21 protein-coding genes are annotated in these 24,440 nt (G+C 66.6%); 17 read left to right on the top strand and 4 right to left on the bottom strand.

Translation table 11 applies throughout. The features are described from left to right. Window positions 1–78 precede the first annotated feature (78 nt). The 11 genes from DU475_RS09185 to DU475_RS09135 all read left to right on the top strand — a co-directional run bounded on the left by DU475_RS09185 (window position 79) and on the right by DU475_RS09135 (window position 14,450). On the top strand, window positions 79–969 hold the full coding sequence (locus DU475_RS09185; RefSeq protein ID WP_142884198.1) for a LysR substrate-binding domain-containing protein: 891 nt from the start codon (window positions 79–81) through the stop codon (window positions 967–969). A gap of 185 nt (window positions 970–1,154) precedes the next feature. After that, the gene (gene gabT, locus DU475_RS09180; RefSeq protein ID WP_013502159.1) at window positions 1,155–2,429 is read left to right on the top strand and encodes a 4-aminobutyrate--2-oxoglutarate transaminase; all 1,275 of its coding nucleotides are present in this window, start codon (window positions 1,155–1,157) and stop codon (window positions 2,427–2,429) included. A 39-nt stretch (window positions 2,430–2,468) separates the two neighbouring features. Continuing rightward, a complete protein-coding gene (locus tag DU475_RS09175; protein ID WP_164631861.1) occupies window positions 2,469–3,920 on the top strand; it encodes an NAD-dependent succinate-semialdehyde dehydrogenase in 1,452 nt (483 codons plus the stop codon). 49 nt (window positions 3,921–3,969) lie between these two features. Then, window positions 3,970–5,268 carry an ArgE/DapE family deacylase gene (locus DU475_RS09170; RefSeq protein WP_164631860.1) on the top strand — a complete coding sequence of 433 codons (1,299 nt, stop codon included), beginning with the start codon at window positions 3,970–3,972 and terminating at the stop codon, window positions 5,266–5,268. Continuing rightward, a complete protein-coding gene (locus DU475_RS09165; RefSeq protein WP_164631859.1) occupies window positions 5,268–6,857 on the top strand; it encodes an acetolactate synthase large subunit in 1,590 nt (529 codons plus the stop codon). Before DU475_RS09170 ends, DU475_RS09165 begins: the two co-directional genes overlap by 1 nt. A gap of 78 nt (window positions 6,858–6,935) precedes the next feature. Continuing rightward, window positions 6,936–8,525: an ABC transporter substrate-binding protein gene (locus tag DU475_RS09160; protein WP_164631857.1), complete on the top strand. Its 1,590-nt coding sequence runs from the start codon at window positions 6,936–6,938 to the stop codon at window positions 8,523–8,525. Continuing rightward, a complete protein-coding gene (locus tag DU475_RS09155) occupies window positions 8,522–9,544 on the top strand; it encodes an ABC transporter permease (protein WP_164631855.1) in 1,023 nt (340 codons plus the stop codon). Before DU475_RS09160 ends, DU475_RS09155 begins: the two co-directional genes overlap by 4 nt. A gap of 12 nt (window positions 9,545–9,556) precedes the next feature. Beyond that, on the top strand, window positions 9,557–10,396 hold the full coding sequence (locus tag DU475_RS09150) for an ABC transporter permease (RefSeq protein WP_013502165.1): 840 nt from the start codon (window positions 9,557–9,559) through the stop codon (window positions 10,394–10,396). Further along, window positions 10,393–12,051 (top strand): dipeptide ABC transporter ATP-binding protein, encoded by a 1,659-nt coding sequence (locus DU475_RS09145; protein ID WP_164631852.1) that lies wholly within the window; start codon window positions 10,393–10,395, stop codon window positions 12,049–12,051. Before DU475_RS09150 ends, DU475_RS09145 begins: the two co-directional genes overlap by 4 nt. 85 nt (window positions 12,052–12,136) lie before the next feature. Then, window positions 12,137–13,714 carry a gamma-glutamyltransferase family protein gene (locus tag DU475_RS09140; RefSeq protein WP_164631850.1) on the top strand — a complete coding sequence of 526 codons (1,578 nt, stop codon included), beginning with the start codon at window positions 12,137–12,139 and terminating at the stop codon, window positions 13,712–13,714. Window positions 13,715–13,886: 172 nt separating this feature from the next. Beyond that, window positions 13,887–14,450, top strand: coding sequence for a DUF4142 domain-containing protein (locus DU475_RS09135; protein ID WP_164631848.1), 564 nt, complete (start codon window positions 13,887–13,889; stop codon window positions 14,448–14,450). Between the two features lie 82 nt (window positions 14,451–14,532). Here DU475_RS09135 and DU475_RS09130 read toward each other — a convergent pair whose 3' ends face one another. Continuing rightward, a complete protein-coding gene (locus DU475_RS09130; protein ID WP_164631846.1) occupies window positions 14,533–15,513 on the bottom strand; it encodes an NADPH:quinone oxidoreductase family protein in 981 nt (326 codons plus the stop codon). 408 nt (window positions 15,514–15,921) lie between these two features. Further along, window positions 15,922–16,587: a DUF1847 domain-containing protein gene (locus DU475_RS09125; protein WP_164631844.1), complete on the bottom strand. Its 666-nt coding sequence runs from the start codon at window positions 16,585–16,587 to the stop codon at window positions 15,922–15,924. 393 nt (window positions 16,588–16,980) lie between these two features. Here DU475_RS09125 and DU475_RS09120 point away from each other — a divergent pair, with 393 nt between their 5' ends. The 3 genes from DU475_RS09120 to DU475_RS09110 are packed head-to-tail and all read left to right on the top strand — an operon-like array spanning window position 16,981 to window position 19,857. Further along, window positions 16,981–18,066, top strand: coding sequence for an ABC transporter substrate-binding protein (locus DU475_RS09120; protein WP_164631842.1), 1,086 nt, complete (start codon window positions 16,981–16,983; stop codon window positions 18,064–18,066). Then, entirely contained in the window at window positions 18,044–19,072 is a 1,029-nt protein-coding gene (locus DU475_RS09115; RefSeq protein ID WP_164631840.1) for an ABC transporter permease subunit, read from the top strand. The genes DU475_RS09120 and DU475_RS09115 overlap by 23 nt, the downstream gene beginning before the upstream one ends. Beyond that, window positions 19,066–19,857 carry an ABC transporter ATP-binding protein gene (locus tag DU475_RS09110; protein ID WP_164631839.1) on the top strand — a complete coding sequence of 264 codons (792 nt, stop codon included), beginning with the start codon at window positions 19,066–19,068 and terminating at the stop codon, window positions 19,855–19,857. Before DU475_RS09115 ends, DU475_RS09110 begins: the two co-directional genes overlap by 7 nt. Window positions 19,858–19,875: 18 nt before the next feature. On the opposite strand, the gene DU475_RS09105 is transcribed toward DU475_RS09110, so the two are convergent. Continuing rightward, entirely contained in the window at window positions 19,876–20,721 is an 846-nt protein-coding gene (locus tag DU475_RS09105) for an alpha/beta hydrolase (protein ID WP_164631837.1), read from the bottom strand. 191 nt (window positions 20,722–20,912) lie between these two features. Between DU475_RS09105 and DU475_RS09100 the strand changes: the two genes are divergently transcribed. From DU475_RS09100 to catB, 3 genes are all read left to right on the top strand, one after another. Beyond that, complete coding sequence (locus tag DU475_RS09100) at window positions 20,913–21,260, top strand: 5-carboxymethyl-2-hydroxymuconate Delta-isomerase (RefSeq protein ID WP_164631835.1); 348 nt, start codon at window positions 20,913–20,915, stop codon at window positions 21,258–21,260. Window positions 21,261–21,572: 312 nt separating this feature from the next. After that, the gene (locus DU475_RS09095; protein WP_205524298.1) at window positions 21,573–22,724 is read left to right on the top strand and encodes a GGDEF domain-containing protein; all 1,152 of its coding nucleotides are present in this window, start codon (window positions 21,573–21,575) and stop codon (window positions 22,722–22,724) included. Window positions 22,725–23,062: 338 nt separating this feature from the next. Continuing rightward, window positions 23,063–23,704, top strand: coding sequence for a type B chloramphenicol O-acetyltransferase (gene catB, locus DU475_RS09090; RefSeq protein WP_164631831.1), 642 nt, complete (start codon window positions 23,063–23,065; stop codon window positions 23,702–23,704). 431 nt (window positions 23,705–24,135) lie between these two features. On the opposite strand, the gene DU475_RS09085 is transcribed toward catB, so the two are convergent. Then, a partial coding sequence (locus DU475_RS09085) for a transposase (RefSeq protein ID WP_164631829.1) occupies window positions 24,136–24,440 on the bottom strand: 305 nt, incomplete at its 5' end.

Below are 24,440 nucleotides of genomic sequence, written 5' to 3'. Positions count from 1 at the left end.
CCGGTCGCGACGAGAGCGTGGAGGCAACAAGTCAATAATGCGTATGCGTCGTTACGTGGCCCGGGCGATGCGAGGCTCATGATGCGTCGTCGTTTGCCGTCGCTGATCGCCTTGCGCGCCTTCGAAGCGGTCGGCCGCACCGGTAGCGTTCGCGCCGCGGGCGATGAGCTGGCGGTCAGCCATACCGTCGTGTCGCGGCACTTGCAGAACCTGCAGAAATCCCTCGGCGTGGCCCTGGTGCGCGGGGAGGGCCGCGGGGTGATGCTGACCGAAGCCGGGCTGAGCTTTCATACCCAGATCGCGCAGGCATTCGACATCATCGCCCGCGCCACCACGAGCGCGCGTCCGTCGTCACTGCCGACATTGAACATCTGGTGCATTCCCGGCATCGCCAATCGGCTGCTGCTGTCTAGGCTTCCCGAACTGACCGGTCCGCCGCGCAACTGGGAAGTGAATCTGCAGCCGACCTTGACGCATCCGGATCTGGCGCGCGGCGAGGCCGATGCCGAGATCGTCTATGCCGACATAATCGACGCCCGCGGGCCGCTGATGGCCGAGATCCTCGTGCGGCCGCGGGTGTTTCCGGTTGCGAGCCCGGCCTATCTGGCCCGCTATCCGGCGATCGGGAGTCTCGACGATCTGTCGAAGATCGCGCTGATTCACGAAGAATCCACCGATCAGTGGACGCGCTGGTTCGAACTCGCGGGCCTCGACGATCTGCCGCCGCTGCGCGGTCAGCGGCTGTGGCATGCCCATCTGGCGATTGAAGCGGCACGGCTCGGACAGGGCGTCGCGCTTGGAAACGACGTGCTGGTCGAGGAAGATCTGCGCTCGGGCGCGCTCGTCGAGGTGATTACTTCGTCGGTTTATATGGAGACTTATCAGCTCGTTGCTCTGAAAGAACGGTGGGACGATCCGGAGATCGTCGCGTTGCGGAATTGGCTGAAGCGCGTGCTGACGGAGATCTAGCCGCCGCGGCCGACCGAGAGCTGTCTGGCGATCGGTTGGGCGGTTCGCTCAACAAAGCGCCACTCCCTGCTCGCATTGGTGCAGCATTTTTCGATTGGTGCATGGAAGTCACCAGATCGAACTTACAAGCTGATTGATTGTCCTCCTCGTCGCTTTAGCGTCGTCGTCAGTTCGGGAGAGAGCTGATGACGAATAGTGAATTGCTGACGCGCAGGCAGGCGGCTGTGGTGCGCGGTGTCAGCCAGGCCACGCCGGTGTTTGCAGAGCGTGCGCTGAATAGCGAGATCTGGGACGTCGAGGGTAAGCGCTACGTGGATTTTGCCGGCGGCATCGCCGTGCTCAACACCGGCCATTGCCATCCACATGTCGTCGCGGCGATCCGCGCTCAGCTCGACCGCTTCACGCATACTTGCTTCCAGGTGTCGCCTTACGAAGGCTACATCCGGCTCGCCGAGCGGCTGAACGAACTGGCGCCGATCAACGGGCCGCTGAAATCGATCCTGCTCAGCACCGGTGCGGAGGCGACCGAGAACGCCGTGAAGATCGCGCGCGCAGCGACCGGGCGCGCCGGCGTGATCGCCTTCACCGGCGGCTTCCACGGCCGCACCGCGTTCGCGTCGGCGATGACCGGTAAGGTCATTCCCTACAAGAAGGCGCTCGGTCCGCCGCTTCCGGGCGTCTGGCACGTGCCGTTTCCTGCCGCGGGCGGCGACGTCTCGGTCGAGGATGCGCTGCGTTGCGTGTCGTTCGTGTTCAAGGCCGATATCGACGCCTCGCAGGTTGCCGCGATCATCATCGAGCCGGTGCAGGGCGAGGGCGGTTTCCATCAGGCGCCGCCGGAGTTGATGCGGGGCTTGCGCAGGCTGTGCGACGAGAACGGCATCGTGCTGATCGCCGACGAAGTGCAGACCGGCTTCGGCCGCACCGGCAAGATGTTCGCGATGGAGCACTACGACGTCCAGGCCGATATCGTTTGCGTCGCCAAGAGTCTTGCCGGCGGTCTGCCGCTGTCCGGTGTGATCGGCCGCGCCGCCATCATGGATGCCGCCGAGCCCGGTGGCCTCGGTGGCACTTATGCGGGTAATCCGCTGGCCTGCGCTGCCGCGCTGGCGGTGCTGGACGTGTTCGAGCAGGAAAATCTGATCGCACGTGCGAACCAGATCGGTGATCGGCTGCGGGCGGCGATCGATCGCTTTGCACTGTCCAACACGCTGGTGCCGACCTCGCCGGCACGCGGGCCGGGCGCGATGGTCGCATTCGACATTCTCAAGCAGCGCGGCGGCAACGAGCCTGATGCCGAGACCACCAAGCGGGTGACACAGCTCGCGCACGAGAACGGCCTGATCCTGCTGTCGTGCGGCACGGCTGCCAACACGATCCGAATCCTGGTGCCGCTGACAGCCTCCGACGCGATCGTCGACGAGGGCCTGGCGATCCTGGAACGCTGCCTGGCTGCCTAGAACGAGGCGCGCGCCTGCGCCGAACGGGAATGATCGAACATGCTGATGCCGAGTGATCCGGGCCTGTTGGCCGAACGCTGCCTGATCGGCGGCAAGTGGTGCGGCGAGCCGGTCGATGCGGTGTACAATCCCGCGACCGGCGAACGTATCGGTGCGGTGCCGCGGTTCGGCACCGACGAGGCCGAGGAAGCGGTTCGCGCGGCCGGCCTCGCGTTCCGGCAATGGTCGAAACTGCTGGCGAAGGAGCGCGCAGCGATGCTGCGCGGCTGGTTCGATCAGATCGTCGCTCACCGTGACGATCTGGCCCGGTTGCTGACTCAGGAACAGGGCAAGCCGCTGGCGGAAGCCCTCGGCGAGATCGACTACGCGGCGTCGTTCGTGGAATTCTATGCCGAGGAGGCGCGCCGCATTTACGGCGAGACAATCCCGTCCCATCGCGCCGATTCCAGAACGATGGTGATCCGGCAGCCGGTCGGCGTCGTCGCGGCGATCACGCCGTGGAATTTTCCCGCCGCGATGATCACCCGCAAGGTCGCACCGGCGCTGGCAGCCGGCTGCACCGTGGTGATCAAGCCGGCGCCGGAGACGCCGTTCACGGCGCTCGCGCTCGGCGTGCTGGCGCAGCGCGCCGGCTTTCCGCCGGGCGTCCTCAACATCATCACCGGCGATGCGCCGGCGATCGGCAAGGCGTGGACCGAACATCCGGCGGTGCGGGCGATCAGCTTCACCGGCTCGACCGAGGTCGGCAAGATCCTGATGCGCCAGGCCGCCTCGACCGTGAAGAAGGTCGGTCTCGAACTCGGCGGCAATGCGCCGTTCATCGTGTTCGACGACGCCGATCTCGATGCCGCGGTCGACGGCGTGATCGCCTCGAAGTTCCGCAACATGGGGCAGACCTGCGTCTGCGCCAACCGGATCTACGCGCAGGACAAGATCTACGACGCCTTCGTCGAGAAGCTCGCCGCGAAGGTCGCCAAATTGCGGGTCGGCAACGGCCTGGACGACGGCGTCACCCAGGGGCCGCTGATCACCAAGGAGGCGGTGGCCAAGGTCGAGCATCATCTCGCGGATGCAGTCGCCAAGGGCGCCAAGATCGTGCTCGGCGGCAAGCGGCACGCGCTTGGCCGCACGTTCTTCGAACCGACCGTGGTCACCGGCGTCACCGCCGACATGGTCGTCACACGCGAGGAGACGTTCGGTCCGGTCGCGCCGGTGTATCGCTTCAGCGACGAAGCCGACGTGATCGCGCAGGCCAACGACTCGCCGTTCGGGTTGGCAGCGTACTTCTACGCGCGCGACCTCGGACGCGTGTTCCGCGTCGCCGAGGCGCTCGAGTCCGGCATGGTCGGCGTCAACTCGGCGCTGCTCGGGGCCGACGTGGTGCCGTTCGGCGGCGTCAAGGAATCCGGCATCGGCCGCGAGGGCTCGCGCCACGGCATCGAGGAATACGTCGAGACCAAATACATCCTGCTCGGCGGTCTCGATCGCTGACGCTGCCATCTGCATAACGAGAACTATCAGATCCAGGGGAGACCGAGACGTGGCGACTGAGACATTGACCAAATCGGATGCGATTACTGAAAGCCTGCGGGCAGCGGTCGATCGCAATTTCAACGACCAGGTCGCGTTTCTCCAGCGTATGGTGCAGTTCCGCAGCTTGCGCGGCCAGGAGGCTCCGCAGCAGGAATGGCTGGCGCAGCAGCTCGCCGAACGCGGCTACAAGGTCGACACATTCAGTCTCGCCGACGTCGATATCGCCAGCCACCCCAAGGCGGCGCCGATGGACGACATCGATCCGGCCGGCTCGATGCAGGTCGTCGCCACCGCCGACAGCGACGGCAACGGTCGCAGCCTGATCCTGCAGGGGCACATCGACGTCGTGCCGGAAGGTCCGGTCGATCTGTGGGGCGATCCGCCGTTCGCCGCGACGGTGCGCGACGGCTGGATGATCGGTCGCGGCGCACAGGACATGAAGGGCGGCGTGTCGGCGATGATCTTCGCGCTCGATGCGATCCGCGCCGCCGGCTACGCGCCCGATGCGCGCGTCCATGTCCAGACCGTGACCGAGGAAGAAAGCACCGGCAACGGCGCTCTGTCGACGCTGATGCGCGGCTATCGCGCCGACGCCTGTCTGATTCCGGAGCCGACCGGCCACACCCTGACTCGCGCGCAGGTCGGTGCAGTCTGGTTCCGGCTGCGGGTACGCGGCACGCCGGTGCACGTCGCCTATTCGGAGACCGGTACCAGCGCCATCCTGTCGGCGATGCACCTGATCCGTGCCTTCGAGGAGTACACCAAGAAGCTCAACGCGCAGGCGGTGCGCGATCCGTGGTTCGGTCAGGTCAAGAACCCGATCAAGTTCAACGTCGGCATCATCAAGGGCGGCGATTGGGCGAGTTCCACCTCCGCCTGGTGCGAGCTGGATTGCCGGCTCGGCTTGCTGACCGGCGACACGCCGCAGGAAGCGATGCGCGGCATCGAGCAATGCCTCGCCGAAGCGCAAGCCAGCGACACGTTTTTGTCGGAGAATCCGGCCGAACTGATCTGGAGCGGCTTCAAGGCCGATCCGGCGGTCTGCGAACCGGGCAGTGACGCCGAAGCGGCGCTCACCGTCGCGCATCAGGCGGCCTTCAAGGCGCCGCTGGATGCGCGGCTGTCGACCGCCGTCAACGACACCCGCTACTACTCGGTCGACTACGGCATCCCGGCGCTGTGCTACGGACCCTACGGCGAGGGGCCGCACGCGTTCAACGAACGCATCGACCTCGAAAGCCTGCGCAAGACGACGCTGAGCATCGCGTTGTTCGTCGCGGAATGGTGCGGGCTGAGGAAGCTGTGATGACAGTCGCGGCTCCGGCGGCGTCAGCCGTGCAATCGATGACGGGAGCGGACCGGCTCTGTGATGCGCTGCTGGCGCACGAGGTCGATGTCTGCTTCGCCAATCCCGGCACGTCGGAGATGCATTTCGTGGCGGCGCTCGATCGTCAGCCGCGGATGCGGTGCATTCTCGGGCTGTTCGAGGGCGTCGTCACCGGCGCCGCGGACGGCTACGCACGGATGACCGACCGGCCGGCGGTGACGCTGCTGCATCTCGGCCCAGGCCTCGCCAACGGCCTGGCCAACATGCACAACGCACGGCGCGCGCATTCGCCGATGATCAACATCGTCGGCGACCATGCGGTCGAGCATCTGCCGCTCGATGCGCCGCTGACCAGCGACATCGACTCGCTGGCGCGACCAATGTCGCGCTGGGTCAAGCGCATCGCCGATCCGGTGCGGATCGACCAGGACGTCGCGGATGCGTGGTCGCAGAGCATGGCGCCGGGGATTTCGACACTGATCCTGCCTGCCGACATGGCGTGGAATGAACACAGCTACCGATCGGCGCCGGTGCGCGGCAAACGTCTGCGCCAGACGCCGGTGGTGCAGGAGACGGTCGTGCGTATCGGCGCTGCGATCCGCACCAAACGCAAGGTGGTGCTGATGCTCTCCGGCGGCGCGCTGCGCGAGCACCCGCTACGGATCGCCGACAGCATTCGCCGCAGCGCCGGGGTGGAAATCTACGCGCAGGGCGCCAATGGCCGGATCGAGCGCGGCCGCGGCCGGGCGCCGATCGCCAAGCTGCCGATGACGCACGAGATCGGCATCGAGATGCTGCGCGGCGCCGACATGGTGGTGCTGATCGGCGCCAAGGAGCCGGTGTCGTTCTTCGCCTATCCGAACCGGCCCGGCCGGTTGGCTCCGCCGAATTGCGAGATCGTGCAACTCGCCGGGCCCGATCAGGATCTGGTGCAGGCGCTGGAATGGCTTGCCGACGAAGTGAATGCACCGAGCGAGCCGGTCGCGATTGCACCGTTCGCCGTTCCTGCGCCGACGGCGGGGCCCAATGCCGCTTTGACCGTGGACATGGTGAACCGGCTGGTCGCCGCGCGGCTACCGGATCAGGCGATCGTCTGCGACGAGGCGCTGACCTCCTCGGGTTTCTTCGACCATTCCTACGACGCGGCACCGCACGACTATCTGCAGATCACCGGCGGCGCGATCGGGATCGGCATTCCGATGGCAGCGGGCGCCGCGGTGGCGTGCCCGGACCGCAAGGTGATCAACCTGCAGGCCGACGGCAGCGGCATGTACACGGTGCAGGGTCTCTGGACCCACGCCCGGGAAAACCTCGACGTCGTCACCATCGTGTTTTCGAACCGATCCTACGCCACGCTGTGGGGCGAGATGAGCAAGGTCGGGGCGCAGACACCGGGCCGCAATGCGCAGCGGATGCTGCAGCTCGACCAGCCCGAACTCGACTGGACCAAGATGTCGCAAGGCCTCGGCGTCGAGGCCGGCCGCGCCACCACGCTGTCGGAATTCTCAAGTGCGCTCGATGCGGCGCTCGCGCGCCGTGGTCCGTATCTCATCGAGGCGATGGTCTGATGCACGGACCACCTTCGCCTCATTCACCAACGTCCTGAACGATCGACCAGTTCAACTTCTCGTAACGCGGGGGATCCCATGAACAGACGCGAATTCACCAAGCTCGGCCTGCTCGCTGGCGCGGCCGGCATCGGCGGCATTCCGCTCGGCATCACCCGGGCGGTGGGGCAGACTCGGGGCGGCACGCTCAACACCATCATTCAGCCGGAGCCCCCGATCCTGGTGACCGCGCTCAATCAGCAGCAGCCGACGCTGACGCTGGGCGGCAAGATTTACGAGAGCCTGCTGCGCTACGACTTCGATCTCAAGCCGCTGCCGGGCCTGGCGCAGTCATGGGAAGTGTCGCCCGACAAGCTGACCTATACGTTCAAGCTGTTCCCCAACATCACCTTCCACGACGGCACGCCGCTGACGTCGGAAGACGTGGTGTTCTCGGTGATGAAGATCCTGATGGAAAACCACGCGCGGGCGCGCAACACCTTCTCGCGGGTCGAGAAGGCCGAGGCGCCGGATCCGCTCACGGTGGTGTTCAAACTGAAGACTCCCTTCGCGCCGTTCCTCACCGCGTTCGATTGCACGACGGCGCCGATCGTGCCGAAGCACATTTACGAGGGGACCGACTATCGCAAGAACCCGGCGAACGCGAAGGCGATCGGTTCCGGTCCGTTCAAGCTGAAGGAATGGGTGCGCGGCTCGCACGTCCATCTGGTCAAGCATGAAGGCTACTATCGTCCGGGCGAGCCGGTCCTCGACGAGATCATCTATCGGGTGATCCCGGATTCGGCGTCGCGCTCGGTTGCGCTGGAGCAGGGCACCGTTCAGCTCACGCAGTGGACCGACGTCGAATTGTTCGAGGTGCCGCGGCTGTCGAAGTTGCCGAACCTGACGATGACCACGAAGGGCTACGAATTCTTCGCACCCCACACCTGGCTCGAGTTCAACAACCGGGTCGCGCCGCTGAACGACAAGCGGTTCCGGCAGGCGGTGATGTACGCGATCGACCGCAAGGCGCTGCTCGCCCGCGTCTATTTCGGTCTCGGCAAGGTCGCGACCGGACCGGTGTCGTCGAAGACGAAATTCTACGAAAAGAACGTCAAGAGCTACGACTATTCGCCCGAAAAGGCGAAGGCGTTGCTCGACGAGATGGGGCTGAAGCCGGGCCCCGACGGCAAGCGCGTGTCGATTCCCTATCTGGTGCCGCCGTATGGCGAAACCCATCAGCGGGCGTCCGAGTTCCTGCGGCAGTCGCTCGCCCGCGTCGGCATCGATCTGCAACTGAAAGGCATCGACGTTGCCGGCTGGGCCGAGAAGTTCAGCAACTGGGATTTCTCGATGACGTCGACCACCGTCTATCAGTTCGGTGATCCGGCACTCGGCGTGTCGCGCAGCTACGTCTCGTCCAACATCCGCAAGGGCATCTTGTTCTCCAACACCTGCGGATATTCCAATCCGGAGGTCGACCGGTTGTTCGAGGAGGCTGCCGTCGCGACCTCCGACGAAAAGCGCCAGGAGCACTACAGCGCGCTGCAGAAGATCATGGTCGAGGAGGTGCCGGTCGCCTGGCTGCTCGAGATCGACTACCCGAACTTCATGGACAAGCGGCTGAAGAATGTCGTGACCACCGCGATCGGCGTGCACGACACCTTCGGGACGGTTTCGTTCGGATGATGGCGCTTGCGCAGTCGATCGGCGGCAGCCGCAGTGTGGCGATCGGTCTGGCGATCGTCCGCTGGGCTGTCCGCCTCGTCGCGGTGGTGCTGGTGATCGCCACCTTCAACTTCGTGCTGGTGCATGCCGCGCCGGGCGATCCCGCGCAGGTGATGGCCGGGCAGAGCGGAGCGGCGGATGAGGAGATGCTCACGCGGCTGCGTGCAGAGTACGGGCTCGACAAGCCGTATCCGGTCCAGCTTGCGATCTATCTGAAGCGGATCGTGACGCTGGATCTGGGCTACTCCTATCGGCAGCAGCGCTCGGTACTGTCGCTGATCGCCGAGCGTCTGCCGGCGACTCTATTGTTGACTTGCAGCGCGTTCCTGCTGTCGCTCTCGGTCGGTGTTTCGCTCGGCACGCTGGCCGGCGTCCGCGCGGGCAAATGGTCCGACACCGCGCTGACCATCGTGTCGCTGTTCCTCTACGCGATGCCGGTGTTCTGGCTCGGTCTGATGCTGGTGCTGCTGTTCTCGGTGCAGCTCGATTGGCTGCCGGCGTTCGGCTACGTCACGATCGGCGTCGAGATGACGCCGCTGGAGCGGGCTCGCGACATCGCGGCTCATCTGATCCTGCCTGTGATCTCGCTCGGGGCGGTGCATCTGGCGATTTACGCTCGGCTGATGCGCTCGGCGGTGATCGATGTCGCGCATCAGGACTTCATCAAGACGGCGCGGGCCAAGGGCCTGAAGCGCGGCCAGATCATCATCCGGCACATGTTGCGGAACGCCGTGCTGCCGGTGGTCACCGTGGCCGGCATGCAGGCCGGCACGCTGGTCGGCGGAGCGGTGGTGATCGAGACGGTGTTCGCATGGCCCGGTCTCGGCCGCCTGACCTTCGATGCGGTGCTGCAGCGCGACTATCCGTTGATGCTCGGCATCTTCCTGGTGATGTCTGTGATCGTCATCGGGCTCAATCTTCTCACCGACGCGATCTACCGGGTCGTCGATCCGCGCGTCTCCCTGCGTGCTGCGTCCTGAGCGGAGGTCGAGATGGATCGGCTGAAGACCTTCCTGAGTCACCCGACCGGCCTGATCGGCCTGGTGATCCTGATCGGCGTGATCGTGCTCGCGGCGATGGCGCCGGTGATCTTCCCTGAAGACCCTTGGGAAATGGTCGCGGCGCCGTTCCAGCCGCCCGCGAGCGAAGGGCTCCCGCTCGGCTCGGACATGCTCGGCCGCAACGTCGCCGCCGGGATCGCTTACGGCGCCCGGGTGTCGCTGACGATCGGGGTCGCCTCGACGCTGGCGGCGCTGTGTATCGGCGTGGTGATCGGGGCGATCGCCGGGTATTTCGGCGGCCGGGTCGACGATGCGATGATGCGCGTCACCGAGCTGTTCCAGACCATCCCGGGCTTCATCCTCGCCATCCTGCTGGTGGCGACGATCGGACCGACGCTGACCAATGTCATCATCTCGATCGGCGCAGTGAGCTGGCCACCGCTGGCGCGGCTGACGCGGGCGGAGTTCATGCGGCTGCGCGGCCGTGAATTCGTCCAGGCCGCGGTGTGTCAAGGCCAGGCGCCGATGGTGGTCGCGCTGCGCCACATCCTGCCCAATGCGATCTCGCCGATCATCGTCACCGGCTCGCTGACGATCGCGACCGCGATCCTGATCGAGAGCGCGCTCAGCTTCATGGGGCTCGGCGATCCCAATCTGATGTCGTGGGGACTGATGATTGGCGCGTCGCGCACCGTGATCCGTCAGGCGTGGTGGATGAGCATGTTTCCCGGCATCGCCATCCTGCTCACCGTGCTGGCGATCAATCTGGTCGGCGAGGGGCTGAACGACACCCTGAACCCGCGCATCTCGCGAAAGGCGCGTAACGCATGAGCGACGATATCCTGTTGTCCGTCGAGAATTTGTCGGTCGCGCTGCCGAGGGGCGGCGATCGCAGCCACGCGGTCGCCGAGGTGTCGCTCGGCGTGCGGCGCAACGAGATCGTCTGCCTGGTCGGGGAATCCGGTTCGGGCAAGTCGATCACCGCGCATGCGGTGCTCGGATTGCTACCGCCGAATCTGTCGATCGGCGGCGGCGCGGTGCGGTTTCGCGGCCAAGACCTCGCGCACGCGGATGAAGACACGATGCGCGGCCTTCGCGGCGGCGCGATCTCGATGATCTTCCAGGAGCCGCTCAGCGCCCTCAATCCGCTGGCGCGGGTCGGAGATCAGATTGCCGAGGCGATCCTGGTCCATGCCGCGCCGCGGCCGAGCCGGGCCGAACTCGATGCGCGAGTGCTCGAACTCGTCGCCGCTGTCGGACTGCCGGAACCGGCCACCCTGGTCCGCAGCTATCCGTTCCAGCTCTCCGGCGGTCAGCGCCAGCGGGTGATGATCGCGATGGCGATGTCCAACAATCCGGCGCTGCTGCTCGCCGACGAGCCGACCACAGCGCTCGACGTCACCACCCAGAAGCAGATCTTGGCGCTGATCCGGCGGCTGCAGGCGGAACGCGGCATGGGCGTGCTGTTCATCACCCATGATTTCGGCGTGGTCGCCGATATCGCCGATCGGGTGGTGGTGATGCGCGGCGGCCGCGTCGTCGAGCAGGGCAGCGTCGACGAGGTGCTGCGGCGGCCGAAGGACGACTACACCAAGGCGCTGATCGCCGCGGTGCCGGGCTCGCGCCCGGCCGCCGAGCTCGACCGTCACCTCGACGGCGAGCCGTTGCTCGACGCCCGCGGGCTGAACAAGACCTTCGTCACCTCGCAGGGCCTGTTCCGGCCGCATCGCACGGTGCCGGCGGTGCGGGACGTGGCGCTCAGCCTGCGACCGCGGGAGACCGTTGCGGTGGTCGGAGAATCCGGGTCCGGCAAATCGACGCTCGGCCGCATCATCATGCGGCTGATCGAGCCGGACTCCGGCGCGATCGAGTTCGGCGGCATGGATTTCCTCGAATTGCGCGGCGGCGGGCTGCGGGCGATGCGTCGCAAGGTGCAGATCGTGTTCCAGGATCCGTATGCGGCGCTCGATCCGCGGCAGAAGGTCGGCGATGCGATCGCGCGCGGGCCGATGGCCTATGGCGCGCCGCCCGCCGAGGCGATGGCCGACGCCAAGCGGCTGCTGGCGCGGGTCGGCCTCGAGGCGAGTGCGGCCGGGCGCTACCCGCACGAGTTCTCCGGCGGCCAGCGTCAACGCATCTGCATCGCGCGCGCGCTGGCGCTGAAGCCGATGGTGCTGGTCGCCGACGAGGCGGTGTCGGCGCTCGATGTTTCGGTGCAGGCGCAGATTCTCGAACTGCTGGCGGAGCTTCGCGAGGAGATGAATCTGGCGATGCTGTTCATCACTCACGATCTTCGCGTTGCCGCCGAGATCGCCGATCGCATCGTGGTGATGCGCCGCGGCGAGATCGTCGAGCAGGGCGATACCAAGTCGGTGTTCACGTCGCCCCGGCACGCCTACACTCGTGCTTTGCTCGAGGCTATCCCGGGCCGCAGCCTGTTCGCCGGCCCGCAGGCCGCATCGTCGCAAGACGCGATGACCGCCTAGCGGCGTGCTCCGGCTGGGTCCGGCGCGGTGCGAAGCCTGGGCTGTCGGCGGATAGCCTCGAACGACATCCAACAGGGAACCAACGATGCGCGATTTTCACAAGACCGGCCGCTCGCTCGCGGTCGCGCAGAACGGCATGGCGGCGACGTCGCATCCGCGGGCGACTCTGGCGGCGGTCGACATCCTGCGGCGCGGCGGCAACGCGATCGACGCCGCGGTGGCTGCGGTCGCGATCCAGGGCGTGGTCGAGCCGCAGATGACCGGTATCGGCGGTGATTGCTTCGCGCTGATCGCGCTGGGCGGCGGTCGCCCGATCGGGCTGAACGGTTCCGGCCGCACCCCGGCCGGCACCGACGCGGAGAAATATGCCGGCGGCGAGGCCCGCGATATCCCGCCGACGTCGCCCGAGGCCGTGACCATTCCGGGCGCGATCGACGCCTGGTGCACTTTGATCGAGCGCCACGGCAGCCTGCCGCTGGCGGACGTGCTGGCGCCGGCGATCGAGGCCGCCGAGCAGGGCTTCTGCGTCACCCCGCGCGTGGCGTCCGACTGGCGCCGCTGTCGCGCGCGCGTCGAAATCGATCCGAACGCCGCCGCGCAGTTTCTCCCCGGAGGAAGTGTTCCCGAGATCGGCGACGTCCGCGCCCAGCCGCGGCTCGGCGCGACGCTGCGCAAGATCGCACGCGAGGGCCGCGCCGGATTCTACGAGGGCGAGGTCGCCGAGGAGATGGTCGCGGTGCTGCGCAAGCTCGGCGGCGCCCACAGCGTCGATGACTTCGCCGCGCATCGCGGCGAGGACGTGACGCCGATCTCGGCCGATTATCGCGGCTTCACCGTGATGGAATGTCCGCCGAACGGGCAGGGGCTGGCGGCGCTGATGATCCTGCGCGTGCTCGAAGGCTTCGACGTCGGCAGGCTCGGTGAAGCCGACCGGATTCATCTGCTTGCGGAGGCCACCAAGGCGGCTTACGCGACGCGCGATGCGTATTTCTGCGATCCGGCGGTCCACCCGCTCGAACCTGCGCGCTTTCTGTCGGACGCCGCGATCGGCAAGATCCGGCAGAGCATCGCGATGGATCGCGCCGGCGAGGCGCAGCCGTGGCTCGACACCGAACATCGCGACACGGTGTACGTCACCGTGGTCGACCGCGATCTCAATGCGGTGTCCCTGATCAACTCGATCTTCTCGCCGTTCGGCAGCGGCATCTACGCGCCGAACTCGGGCGTGCTGCTGCACAATCGCGGCTGGAGCTTCCGCGCCAGGCCCGGCCATCCCAATTCGCTCGCGCCCGGCAAGCGGCCGATGCACACCATCATTCCCGGCATGCTGATGCAGGGCGATCAGGCAGTGATGCCGTTCGGCGTGATGGGCGGTCATTATCAGGCGGCGGGCCACGCCAACTTCCTCTCCAACGTGCTCGACCTCGGCCTCGATATCCAGGCCGCGGCGGAACGTCCGCGCAGCTTCTGCTTCGACGGCGCGCTGGCGCTGGAGACCACGATCGGCCAGGGCATCCACGACGAGATGCAGCGCCGCGGTCACTCCGTGCGCTGGACCGAGGAAGCGATCGGCGGCTGTCAGGCGATCAGGATCGATCGGGCCCGTGGCGTGCTGCTCGGCGCCTCCGATCATCGCAAGGACGGCGTCGCGCTCGGCTACTGAGACCGGCGGCGATCGTGTCATCGGCGGCGCCGGACGCGCCTTGCGTCGCCCGGTCACCCGATGTCGCAGCGAGGAACGGACGGTTCGCCCGCGAGTTGCGTGGACAGACAGCCGCGACCGAGATCGTCACTGATCGCGCGGCGACACCGACGCGACATCAGGAGAGACCGACATGAAGGGCGCCGCCATTCTGCTGAGCTGCATACTGCTCGCCACCCCCGCCGCCGCGCAGACGGCTGCGCAGGCGCCCGGCGCGCCGCCGGTGGCGATCAGTTCGACCACCGCGGGGTTTATTCAGCAGGTCGCGGTGTCCGATCTGTACGAGACCGCCGCGGCGCGGCTGGCGCTCGCCCGCGGCACCGACGCTCAGAAGCAGTTCGCCGACAAGATGCTGCAGGATCACGGCAAGACCTCGGCCGACGTTCGCCGCATGATCGCCAATCACGGCCTCAAGGTCGACGTGCCGAGCCAGCTCGACGCCCGGCATCAGGCGATGCTGGACGAGCTGAACGACAAGCGGGGCGATGCGTTCGTCGCCACCTACGCCGCGCAGCAGGTGCAGGCGCATCAGGAGGCGGTCGAACTGTTCCAGAGCTACGCCAGCAACGGCGACTTCCCCGAGTTGAAGCAATGGGCCGCGCAGACGCTGCCGGTGCTCGAACATCATCTGAAGATGGCACAGCAGCTCGGTGGCGACAACGCCGCGACAGTCGGCGCGTCGCCGGCGGCGAAGTAAGCCGATGCGCCTATGCGCGCTGTGGGTGCGCGGGCCGAGCCCCACGCATCCACAGAGCGCCGGGGCAGGAGATCAGGCGAAGCTACGGCCCGATCCGCACCACGACCTTGCCGAGCGCGTTGCGGCCGGCGAGGGCGGTGAACGCGGCGCGAAAATCCTCCAGTGCGAATGACGAGACGATCGCCGGCTTCAGCGCGCCGCTGGCGAGCAGCCGCGACAGCTCCGCGGTGCAGCGTGCGAGCACAGCCGGTTCGCGTCGCGGCAGTTGCGCGAGGTCGACGCCGAGCAGGCTGCCGCCTTTCAGCAGCGGCAGATTGAACGGCAGCGCCGGGATGCTGCCGGCCGCGAACCCGACGACGATGTGCCGGCCGTTCCAGGCGATCGAGCGAAACGCTTCGACCGCGACCGGCCCGCCGACCGGATCGAACACGACGTCGGCGCCGTGGTCCTCGGTCAGCGCCTTCAACGTGTCGCGCCAGTCCGGCCGCGTGTAGTCGATCACGGCATCGGCGCCGAGCCCCAGCGCGAAGTCGCGCTTCTCCGCGCTCGATGCCGCTGCGATGACGCGGGCGCCGAGCAGCTTTCCGATCTGGATCGCGGCGGTGCCGACGCCGCCGGCGGCGCCGAGCACCAGCAGGATTTCGCCGTCCTTCAGCGCGGCGCGTTCGGCCAGCGCGTAGTAAGCGGTCAGGTAGTTGGCTCGGAACGAGGCGCCTTCTTCCGCCGAGACGCCGTCCGGCAGCGGCGCGACCGCCTCGATCGGCACCACGATGTATTCGGCGAGCGCACCGGAGCGCGCCATGCCCATCACCATCTGGCCGGGCGCGAGGTTCGCGACACCATCGCCGACCGCGTCGATCACGCCGGCGAATTCCGTGCCGGGGATGAACGGCAGCGGATCCTTGGTCTGATAGCGGCCCTGCACTTTAAGGCCGTCGACGAAGCCGATGCCGACCGCCCGAACCCGGACCCGCACCGCGCCCGGCGTCACCGCCGGCCGCGCGATCTCCTTCAGTTCGATCTGGTCGATCGCGGCGTAGTCGTCGACGACGACGGCTTTCATCGAGGTCTCACGATCTGGCAAGGGCGGTGCTCCTTCGGCACGATGGAGTAAGAGCGTACTGCGGCCGTCGGACGAAATTGGTTCGGTGACGTGTGGTGAGCCGGACCGGCACGTCGAGCGGACGGCAGCAAGTCTGCATTCTGATGAGCCAGCGGTGACGCTGCGTGCGACGTGACGTTCGGGTGGGGACTGTGGTCGATCCCTTCTTTGCGCGATGCTGTCGCTGGGGATTTGTGCCGGACCGCAAGCGGCGTTGCGCGCCGTCGTCTGCTATCAGTTTAACAGGATGCGGACGGCGCGTCCACAAGGACCGTTGCGTGACGTCATTTGCCACCTTGCGGAATCACGGCGTTTATGGCGGACCGCAGGGATGCCGTCCGAGACGAGCATGAGGCGGTGATCGGTGGCTCACAGCTCCTGCATGCGCCGCGCGTCGCGCATCCGGCTGGAGTAGGTCTTGATGGTGTGAAACGCCGCCACCGGGTTGTGGCCGAGCACACGGTCCTTCACCACCAGCGTCGTCACTGGCGCCTCGGCGTGGCGGATGAACAGCGAGTCGTGTCCCACACACAGCCCCATGATGACGTTGAGATGGGTTTCTTCCCGATTGAGCATGCGGGCTTGCAGGACCGGATTGCAGCAGGCTTCGTGACCGCCCTTGATCTTCAGTTCCTCCGGCACTCCGATCTCGGTCTTGTCGATCGAGCCGACCTTGCACAGCGCAGTTCGGGTTTCGAACCCCGCGAGCCGGAGAATCTCGACCAGCAGCTTGGTCTCCTCGATCAGACCGACGCAGGTGGCGATGCCGATCCGGGTCGCACCAATCCGGCGCGCGAAGGCGACCGTCTCTTCGACACGATTAAGCTTGCAATAGTGTTGCCCCTCGATCTCCGCCGCGGCGCGCGCGAGCGTCGCGTCGATCGTATCGCCGGCATATAGGCTCACCAGTTCCTCTCGCTCCTCGGGCGCCAGATCGGTCGTGGCGCAGATTGCCGGATAGCGCTTGTCGAGACGGTAACAGTTGAACTGCCCGCATTCGGAGCAGGTGATGGCGTCGGGCTTCGGTTTGGCCATGATGTAAGATCCTGATGCAGTGATCGTCGGCCCGCACTAATCGACTGTGACCGCCCGCGCAATGCGACGCTCGGATAAGAGCTGAAGGCGCTCGGAGCCGTGATGTGAGCCGTACCGGCTGCAATCGGCATCGCTGCTATCAGCAGCATCATTCTGCCGGAGCGCCGCCGGTGAGAACGTGGTTCTCTGCGATCGGTCCACCTCCTGCCTGAGGAGCGTGCGACGCGCATCGCGTTCTCTGTTCCGCGCGACATTTGAAATGACGTTTCATTGACCTGCTAGCAGCCGAACTCGATCATGACGGCACTGAATTTCGTCGGCGGAATCGGTCGTAACGGATCGAACACCTTCCTGAACGTCGCCGCCGGGCTCTTGAATTGAAAGGGGACATTGATGAGCAACCAAAAGAAAGGTCGGTCTATCAGCCGGCGCTCCGTGCTGCTCGGCGCGGCGGCGGGCGTGGTCGCAGCGCCGGTCGGAGCGTTCGGCATTCAGGCGTTCCCGACGGTGCCCGTCGGTTATGATCTCTCCGACTTCCCGATCTGCCGCACATCCGGCGATGCTGTGCTGACCGGCGCGCCGCGCAAGCTGAAACTGTCGTGGAACGCCAATTCGGTGTGCTCGGTGCAGGTGCCGGTCGCGGTCGACTACGAATTCTTCAGGAAGCAGAATCTCGATGTCGAGCTGGTGAATTTCTCGGGTTCGACAGATCAGTTGTTGGAAGCGATCGCCACCGGGAAGAGCGATGTCGGTGTCGGGATGGCATTGCGCTGGCTGAAACCACTGGAGCAGGGCTTCGACGTCAAGATCGTCGCCGGAACGCACGGTGGCTGCCTGCGGGCGATCGCGCCGACCACTTCGGAGATCAGCAAGGTCACCGATCTCAAGGGCAAGGTGGTGGCGATCGACGATCAGGCGGGGCCGGGCAAGAACTTCTTCTCGATCCAGCTCGCCAAGGCCGGTATCGATCCGGCCACCGAGGTCGACTGGAAGCAGTATCCGGGCAATCTGGTCCGGCTCGCGGTGGAGAAGGGCGAGGCGCAGGCGGCGCTGGCGTCCGATCCGCTGGCGCACGCTTTCCTCAAGGACGGCGAATTCAAGGAGATCGGCTCCAACCTCGACGGCATCTATCGCAACGTGAGCTGCTGCATCGTCGGTGTGCGCGGCAGCCTGATCCGCGACGAGCCGCTGGTGGCGCGGGCTGTGACCCAAGCGCTGCTCGATGCGGCGGAATTTTCGTCCAACAACCCGGAAAAGGCGGCGATGTCGTTCCTGCCTTACGCGCCGAAGATCGTCACCGAGGAGGATATCCGGGCGCTGATCAAGTACCACACTCACGATCACCATCCGGTCGGCCCGCAGCTCAAGAGCGAACTGAAGCTGTATGCCGACGACCTCAAAGCGGTCTCGGTGATCAAACGTTCGACCGACACCACCAAATTTGCGGACAAGATCTATGCCGACGTATTCCGCGTCTGAGGCGCTCGAACTCGATGTCGGGACGCAGGTGGCGTCCCGCATGTCGCCGCTGCTGCGCGCTGTGCGCGGGCATGCTGCCGGCTTCGCCGCGGGCGTCGGCTGGACCGTGTTCGGTCTGTCGTGCCTGTGGCGTGACGACCTCGGCGATTGGTCGCGCACCAAGGAGGTGGCGATCGCCGCTTTCGTGATCGGCGGCGCGATCGCGCTGGCGGCCGTGGCCGGCGTGTGGTCGCGACGGGTCGGCGAGGCCGTGCGGCGACGGTCGCCGTGGCTGTTGCTGCTCGGCGTGCTGCTCGCAGTCTGGGAAGCGGCGACAGCCAAGCTTGGGCTTCTGCCGCAACCGTTCTTCCCGCCGCCGCAGGCGATCGTCGAAGTCTACATCGACGATCTGCCGAAACTGATCGACAGCGTATTGGCCTCGGTACAGTTGCAGCTCGGCGGCTATCTGATCGGTGCCGCCGCCGGTTTCGCCACCGGCGTCTCGATCGGCTGGTCGCGTGCGGTCGGTTATTGGGTGCATCCGGTGCTGCGCTTCATCGGCCCGTTGCCGGCGACCGCGTGGCTGCCGATCGCGTTCTTCGCGTTTCCGTCGAGCTGGAGCGCATCGACCTTCCTGATCGCGCTGGCGACCGGATTTCCGGTGACGGTGCTGACCTGGTCGGGAGTCGCCAGCGTGTCGAATGCTTACTACGACGTCGCGCGCACGCTCGGCGCCAGGCCGTCGTTCCTGGTGTTCAAGGTCGCGATCCCGGCGGCGCTGCCCCACGTCTTCGTCGGCCTGTTCATGGGCCTCGGCGCATCGTTCGCGGTGCTGGTGGTCGCGGAGATGATGGGCGTCAAATCCGGTCTGGGCTGGTACCTGCAATGGGCGCAGGGCTGGGCGGCCTACGCCAACATGTATGCGGCTCTGCTGGTGATGTCGCTATTGTGCTCCGGCGCCATTACGGCGTTGTTCAAGGTCCGTGACCGCTTGCTGGTCTGGCAGAAGGGTGTCGTGAAATGGTGAGCGCCGTCGCATTGCAGCAGCCCCAGGCGGCCGGCGCTGCGCTCGATGTCGTCGACGTCAGCCACCATTTCGACATCGACGGCGCCGAGCTGCCGGTGCTCGATCACGTCACACTCAGTGCCGCGCCGGGCGAGTTCGTGGCGCTGCTCGGCCCGTCGGGTTGCGGCAAGTCCACGCTGCTGCGGCTGGTGGCGGGGCTCGAGCCGCCGCGCGCCGGCCGGCTGCTCGAAGACGGCCGCGTCATTGCCGGGCCACATCCGTCGCGCGTTGTCGTGTTCCAGGATCCGACGCTGTTTCCATGGCGCACGGTGTGGAAGAACGTCGCGCTCGGGCTCGAGGCGCAGGGCATCATCAAGGGCGAGCGTCACCGGGTCGATGCGGCGCTGGCGCTGGTCGGGCTCAGCGGCTTTGCCAACGCCTATCCGCACCAGCTCTCCGGCGGCATGGCGCAGCGCGTGTCATTGGCCCGTGCGCTGGTCAACGATCCCGATATCCTGGTGCTCGACGAGCCGCTCGGCAAACTCGACTCGCTGACGCGGCTCAGCATGCAGACCGAGATCGTGTCGCTGTGGCAGCGCCAGGGCTTCACGACGCTGCTGGTGACTCACGATGTCGAGGAAGCGCTGTTCCTGGCGCAGCGGGTGCTGGTGTTCAGCGAGCGTCCCGCCAAGCTCAAGGCCGACATCGCGGTGGAGGCGCCGTATCCGCGCCACCGCGGCGATCCATATCTAGCCGACCTGCGCCGCCAGATCCTCGGCCTGCTCGGTCTCGACGCCACCTGGTGAGCTGGGACGGGCGGCACCTCAGCCGATCAGCGCGCGCGCGGCCTGCACCAGCGCGCCGTCCGGGCGGCGCAGTTCGACCAGGATCGAGAAGTGATCGTGGCCTGGAAGCGGCATCAGCCGGCCGGGCGCGCCGGCGGCGTCGCGGCGCGCGTGCAGATCGCGGGAGTCCAGCGCCAGCGCCGGCAGCTCCCGGGTGCCGTAGGCGAGGTCGAGCCGCTTCTTGACCGGCGGCAGCCGCAGCGGCGACAGCGTTGCGATCTCGGCGTCGGTGAGGCGCAGCGCCGCGTTCAAAAAGGTGTCGCGCAGCGGGCCGAGCTCGAACACGCCGGCGATCGACAGCCCGGCGGTGACCAGCGGATGGTCCAGCGTCATCGCCACCAGATGGCCGCCGGCCGACCAGCCCGAGGTCACCACCGGGCCGGCGACGCCGTGCTCGGCGCCGTGCGCGGCGAGCCAGTCGAGCGCGGCGCGGCTCTCGGCGACGATGTCGGTGAGCGTCACCTCCGGCGCCAGCGAATAGCCGGCAATCGCCACCGACCAGCCGTGCGCGACGATGCCCTCGACCAGCGCGGCGAACAGCTCGCGCGAATTCTTCTGCCAATAGCCGCCATGCCAGAACACCAGGCAGGGCGCGTCGCGCCTCGCGGCCGGATACAGGTCGATCCTGGCGTTCTGGCGCGGGCCGTAAGCCAGATCGAGCACCGATCTCAGCCTGGCGCGCGCCTGCGCCGATGCGGCGTTGCGCTCGGCGCTCAGCTCGGCACTGTTCTTCACCGCGGCGACGACATCGTAGGCGGCGTCGCGCTCGCTCTGCGACAGGTACGCCCAGCGGGCGCGGGGATCGGCAGGGCGGTCGGTCGTCATTGCGGCTCCATCGAACGTGCAGCGTCTCGTTGGCGGCGAGCTTTGCCGCAAGGCGAACGGCCTGTCGATCGCATTTACGCATACGGCCATGAGCGCCGCGGCGCTTGCGTCGATGCGCCGCCCGGGCTTGATCACGCTCGCGAGCGCCAAACAACACCCGCGGAGACCGTAGGGAGCGAACCGGAGCGACGATGCCGCACCTCGTGATGGACTATTCGGCCGATCATCTCGGCCGCGACCGGATCGCGCCGCTGATGGCGCAGCTCGCCGTCACCGCCGCGGCGACCGGGGTGATGCACGCCGCCGACATCAAGGTGCGCGCCCGCGGCTTCGACGACTATCTGGTGGGCGGCCAGCGCGACAGCTTCGTGCATCTTGCCGTGTTCATGCTGGCCGGCCGCACGCCGGAGCAGAAGGTCGCGCTCAGCACCGCGCTGCGCCAGACCCTGACCGAGCACTGCCCCGACATTCATAGCCTCAGCGTCGACATCCGCGACATGGATCCGGAGGCGTACAAGAAACGGCTGAAGCAGGCGTGAGGCGCGAGCGCCGGCGCCGTTGTTCGTCGTATCAGGATCGCGCTTCAGAGAGCTCACACCAGGCACACCCTCATGGTGAGGAAGCGCGCAGCGCTGTCTCGAACCATGCGCCACAGGCGCCTTAGCGCGGATCAGCGAAGCGCCATCCGGGACCGGCGCTTCAGCGGGCCCGATCAGTCCCGGGTCTCGCTTCGCTCATCCGGGCGATGCCTGCTTTCACTTGGTTAAAATTGCACCGAGTGTGTGGTGGATTTAGACAGCCGATGGAGGCACAACACACGGGCTTCAGTGTGCGAGGTCGCGACGTTCGAGATGCCGGGTTCCGTTGTCAGGATAACGCTGTCCCTGATCGGGCCAGGCATCATCGGCGTATTCGGCCTGGCGTTTCTCGCGGCCTGGAGCTACGACCGGCGGCGGCCTTATCTCGCTCTTCTGGCCGCTGCGTGTGCGCTGTTCGCTCTCGGCGCGACGAGCCAGATTCTGTATTGGCCACGTGATACGGGCCTGAACGCGATGGTGTCGGGCGCGCTCTACACCTGCGCCGTGATCGCGGCGGTCGAAGGCGTGCTGATCCGCTCGGGCAGGGCGCTCGGCTGGTGGTTCGATGTCGCGATCTTCGCCGCGTTTTCGCTGGCGCTGTATTACTTCTTCTACGTCGATCGCAGTCTCTTGGCGCGCATCTACGTGCAAAACTTCGGCTACGGACTGCTGCTGTGCGTCGCCGCGCTCAGGCTTGCGCATCTCAGACATGGCCGCGTGGTCGACCGCATCCTGTTCTGGACGCTGCTCCTGTTCGGGCTGCACTTCTTTCCCCGCACCGTGTTCACGGTCGGCGTGTCGCCGCCGTCGGGGGGACCGCTCGCCTTCGCCGACTCGGTGTTCTGGCAGACGCTGCAATTGTCGCTCGCGGTGCTGGGCGCCGCCTTGGCGATGGCCATCCTGGCTGCGGCGGTGTCCGACCTGATCGATGATCTGCGCCGCGAACGCGACCTCGACCATCTCACCGGGCTGCTCAACCGCCGCGGCTTCGAGGCGGAGATCGCGGCGCCGATGCGCCGCGCGCCCGAAGGTGCGTCGCTGATTTTGTGCGACGTCGACCATTTCAAATCGATCAACGACACGTTCGGTCATGACATCGGCGACGTCGTGCTGCAGGAGATCGGCGCGATCCTGCGCAGAACCGCTCGCAAGGGCGATCTGGTCGGCCGCTGGGGCGGCGAGGAGTTCGCCGTGTTCCTGCCGGACGCCTCGCGCTCCGATGCCGCCGAATGCGCCGAACGGCTCCGCCAGACCATCGCGAACAGCCGCATTCCTGGCCTGGATACGCGGCCGGTGACGGCGAGCTTCGGGGTGGCGACGATCCGTGAGGCCGGCGACTGGGCGGCCCTGTACAAGCTGGCGGACAGCCGGCTTTACCAGGCCAAGGCAGCGGGCCGGGACCGCACCGTCGATCGCGGGATGTAGTCCCGTCGCCCGGATCAGCGAAGCGAGATCCGGGAGCAGCGCTTCGGCGGCACCAAGAGACCCGGGTGTCGCTGCGCTCGCCCGGGCTACGCTTGCTACGATTGGATTTCAAATCCACAGGACGCCGACGGCCAAGAGAGCCGACCTTGGCTCGGGCGGCAGAATGCGCCATCATGCGAGAATGAAGGCCACACACAGTACCACCGGCATCGCGCTTCCGCGGATCTGACGCTGGAAGCTGCAGCAGGCGATCGCCCTGATCGCTCGCTGTCGGTCACCCGAGAAAGCTCGGGTGAGCCATTGCCGCATGCGCGGCTTGCGAACCATTGGTCCTCACGATGCATAACGTTTTCGAAAGCCCGTTCAAGGGCATCACGCTCGATCGCCTGGTCACCAACCCGAATATCCGGGTCGGCCGCTACAGCTACTATTCGGGCTATTATCACGGTCACGGCTTCGACGACTGCGCCCGCTTCCTGCTGCCGGACGACGGTGTCGACAAGCTCGTGATCGGTTCGTTCTGCTCGATCGGCTCGGGTGCGGCTTTCATCATGGCCGGAAACCAGGGGCATCGCAGCGACTGGATCAGCACCTTTCCGTTCTTCTGGATGCCCGAAATGCCAGCCTTCGCCGGCGCGGCAAACGGATTCCAACCCGCCGGCGACACGGTCATCGGCAACGATGTCTGGATCGGCACCGAAGCCATCGTCATGCCCGGCGTCAGAATTGGCGACGGCGCGGTGATCGGCGCGCGGGCTGTGGTGACGAACGACGTCGCGCCTTACGCCATCGTCGGCGGCAACCCCGCAAAGGTGATCCGGAAGCGATTTGGCGATCCCGACATCGCGCGACTGCTGGAGCTTCGCTGGTGGGACTGGAGCGACGACGACCTGAGAGCCGCGATGCCGATCCTGACCAGCGGCGACATTGCGGCGCTTCACCGTCACTGGCAGACGGCGGTCCAATCACCGCGCAGCTAGTCCCGTAGCCCGGATGAGAAGCGACATCCGGGAGCGGCATCTCGGCGGTACGAAGAGTCCCGGGTATCGCTGCGCTCACCCGGCTACGCCGATCCACTCTGCGGGCTCCGGGCTTTGCTTGCTCGTCCAACCCCACCGCCGTCATTCCGGGCACGCCGACTTGCGGCGTGAACCCGGATCTCACGGCACTTGTGGCGAGGCCAGAAGGCCACCGCATTGCCGTCTCGCGAGCCCGTAGGGCGCAATAGCGCAGCGTATTGCGCCTCGCGTATTGAGTGGCGGATTACGCTTCGCTAATACTACTGCGTCATAAGTTTCGCCGCCGGCTTGATGCTGCGGCGAGGCCACAACAGGGGCATCGCGGCAGGGTTTTGGCAAGTGCGCGGATCAGGCGCAGACGCATGGTTGCGATCGAGTTCGGGAGGTGGCGTTCAGGCCGCCACGGCGGATCCCCTGGGTCGATAGTCGTCGGGAAGGCGAGGCGCCGGGAGCAGCGTGGCGGGACGAGGTCCTGAGGGGGGAATCGTCGCCCGCTCGGCGACCAGGAATCCGTAGGCGGCGATGCACAGCGTTGCGTGATGATGGAAGCCGCGCCATCCACGCCCCTCATAGTGCCCGAGGCCGACCTCCTGCTTGAGCTCCTGGTAGTCACGCTCGATCCGCCAGCGCAGCTTGGCGAGGTCGACGAGCGGTCGGAAGCCGATCGTCTCCGGCAGTGTCGCAAGCCAATATTTGG

Source organism: Rhodopseudomonas sp. WA056, assembly GCF_010906995.1.
GTDB classification, from domain to species: domain Bacteria; phylum Pseudomonadota; class Alphaproteobacteria; order Rhizobiales; family Xanthobacteraceae; genus Rhodopseudomonas; species Rhodopseudomonas palustris_G.
This window is presented reverse-complemented; position numbering and strand designations above follow the sequence as displayed.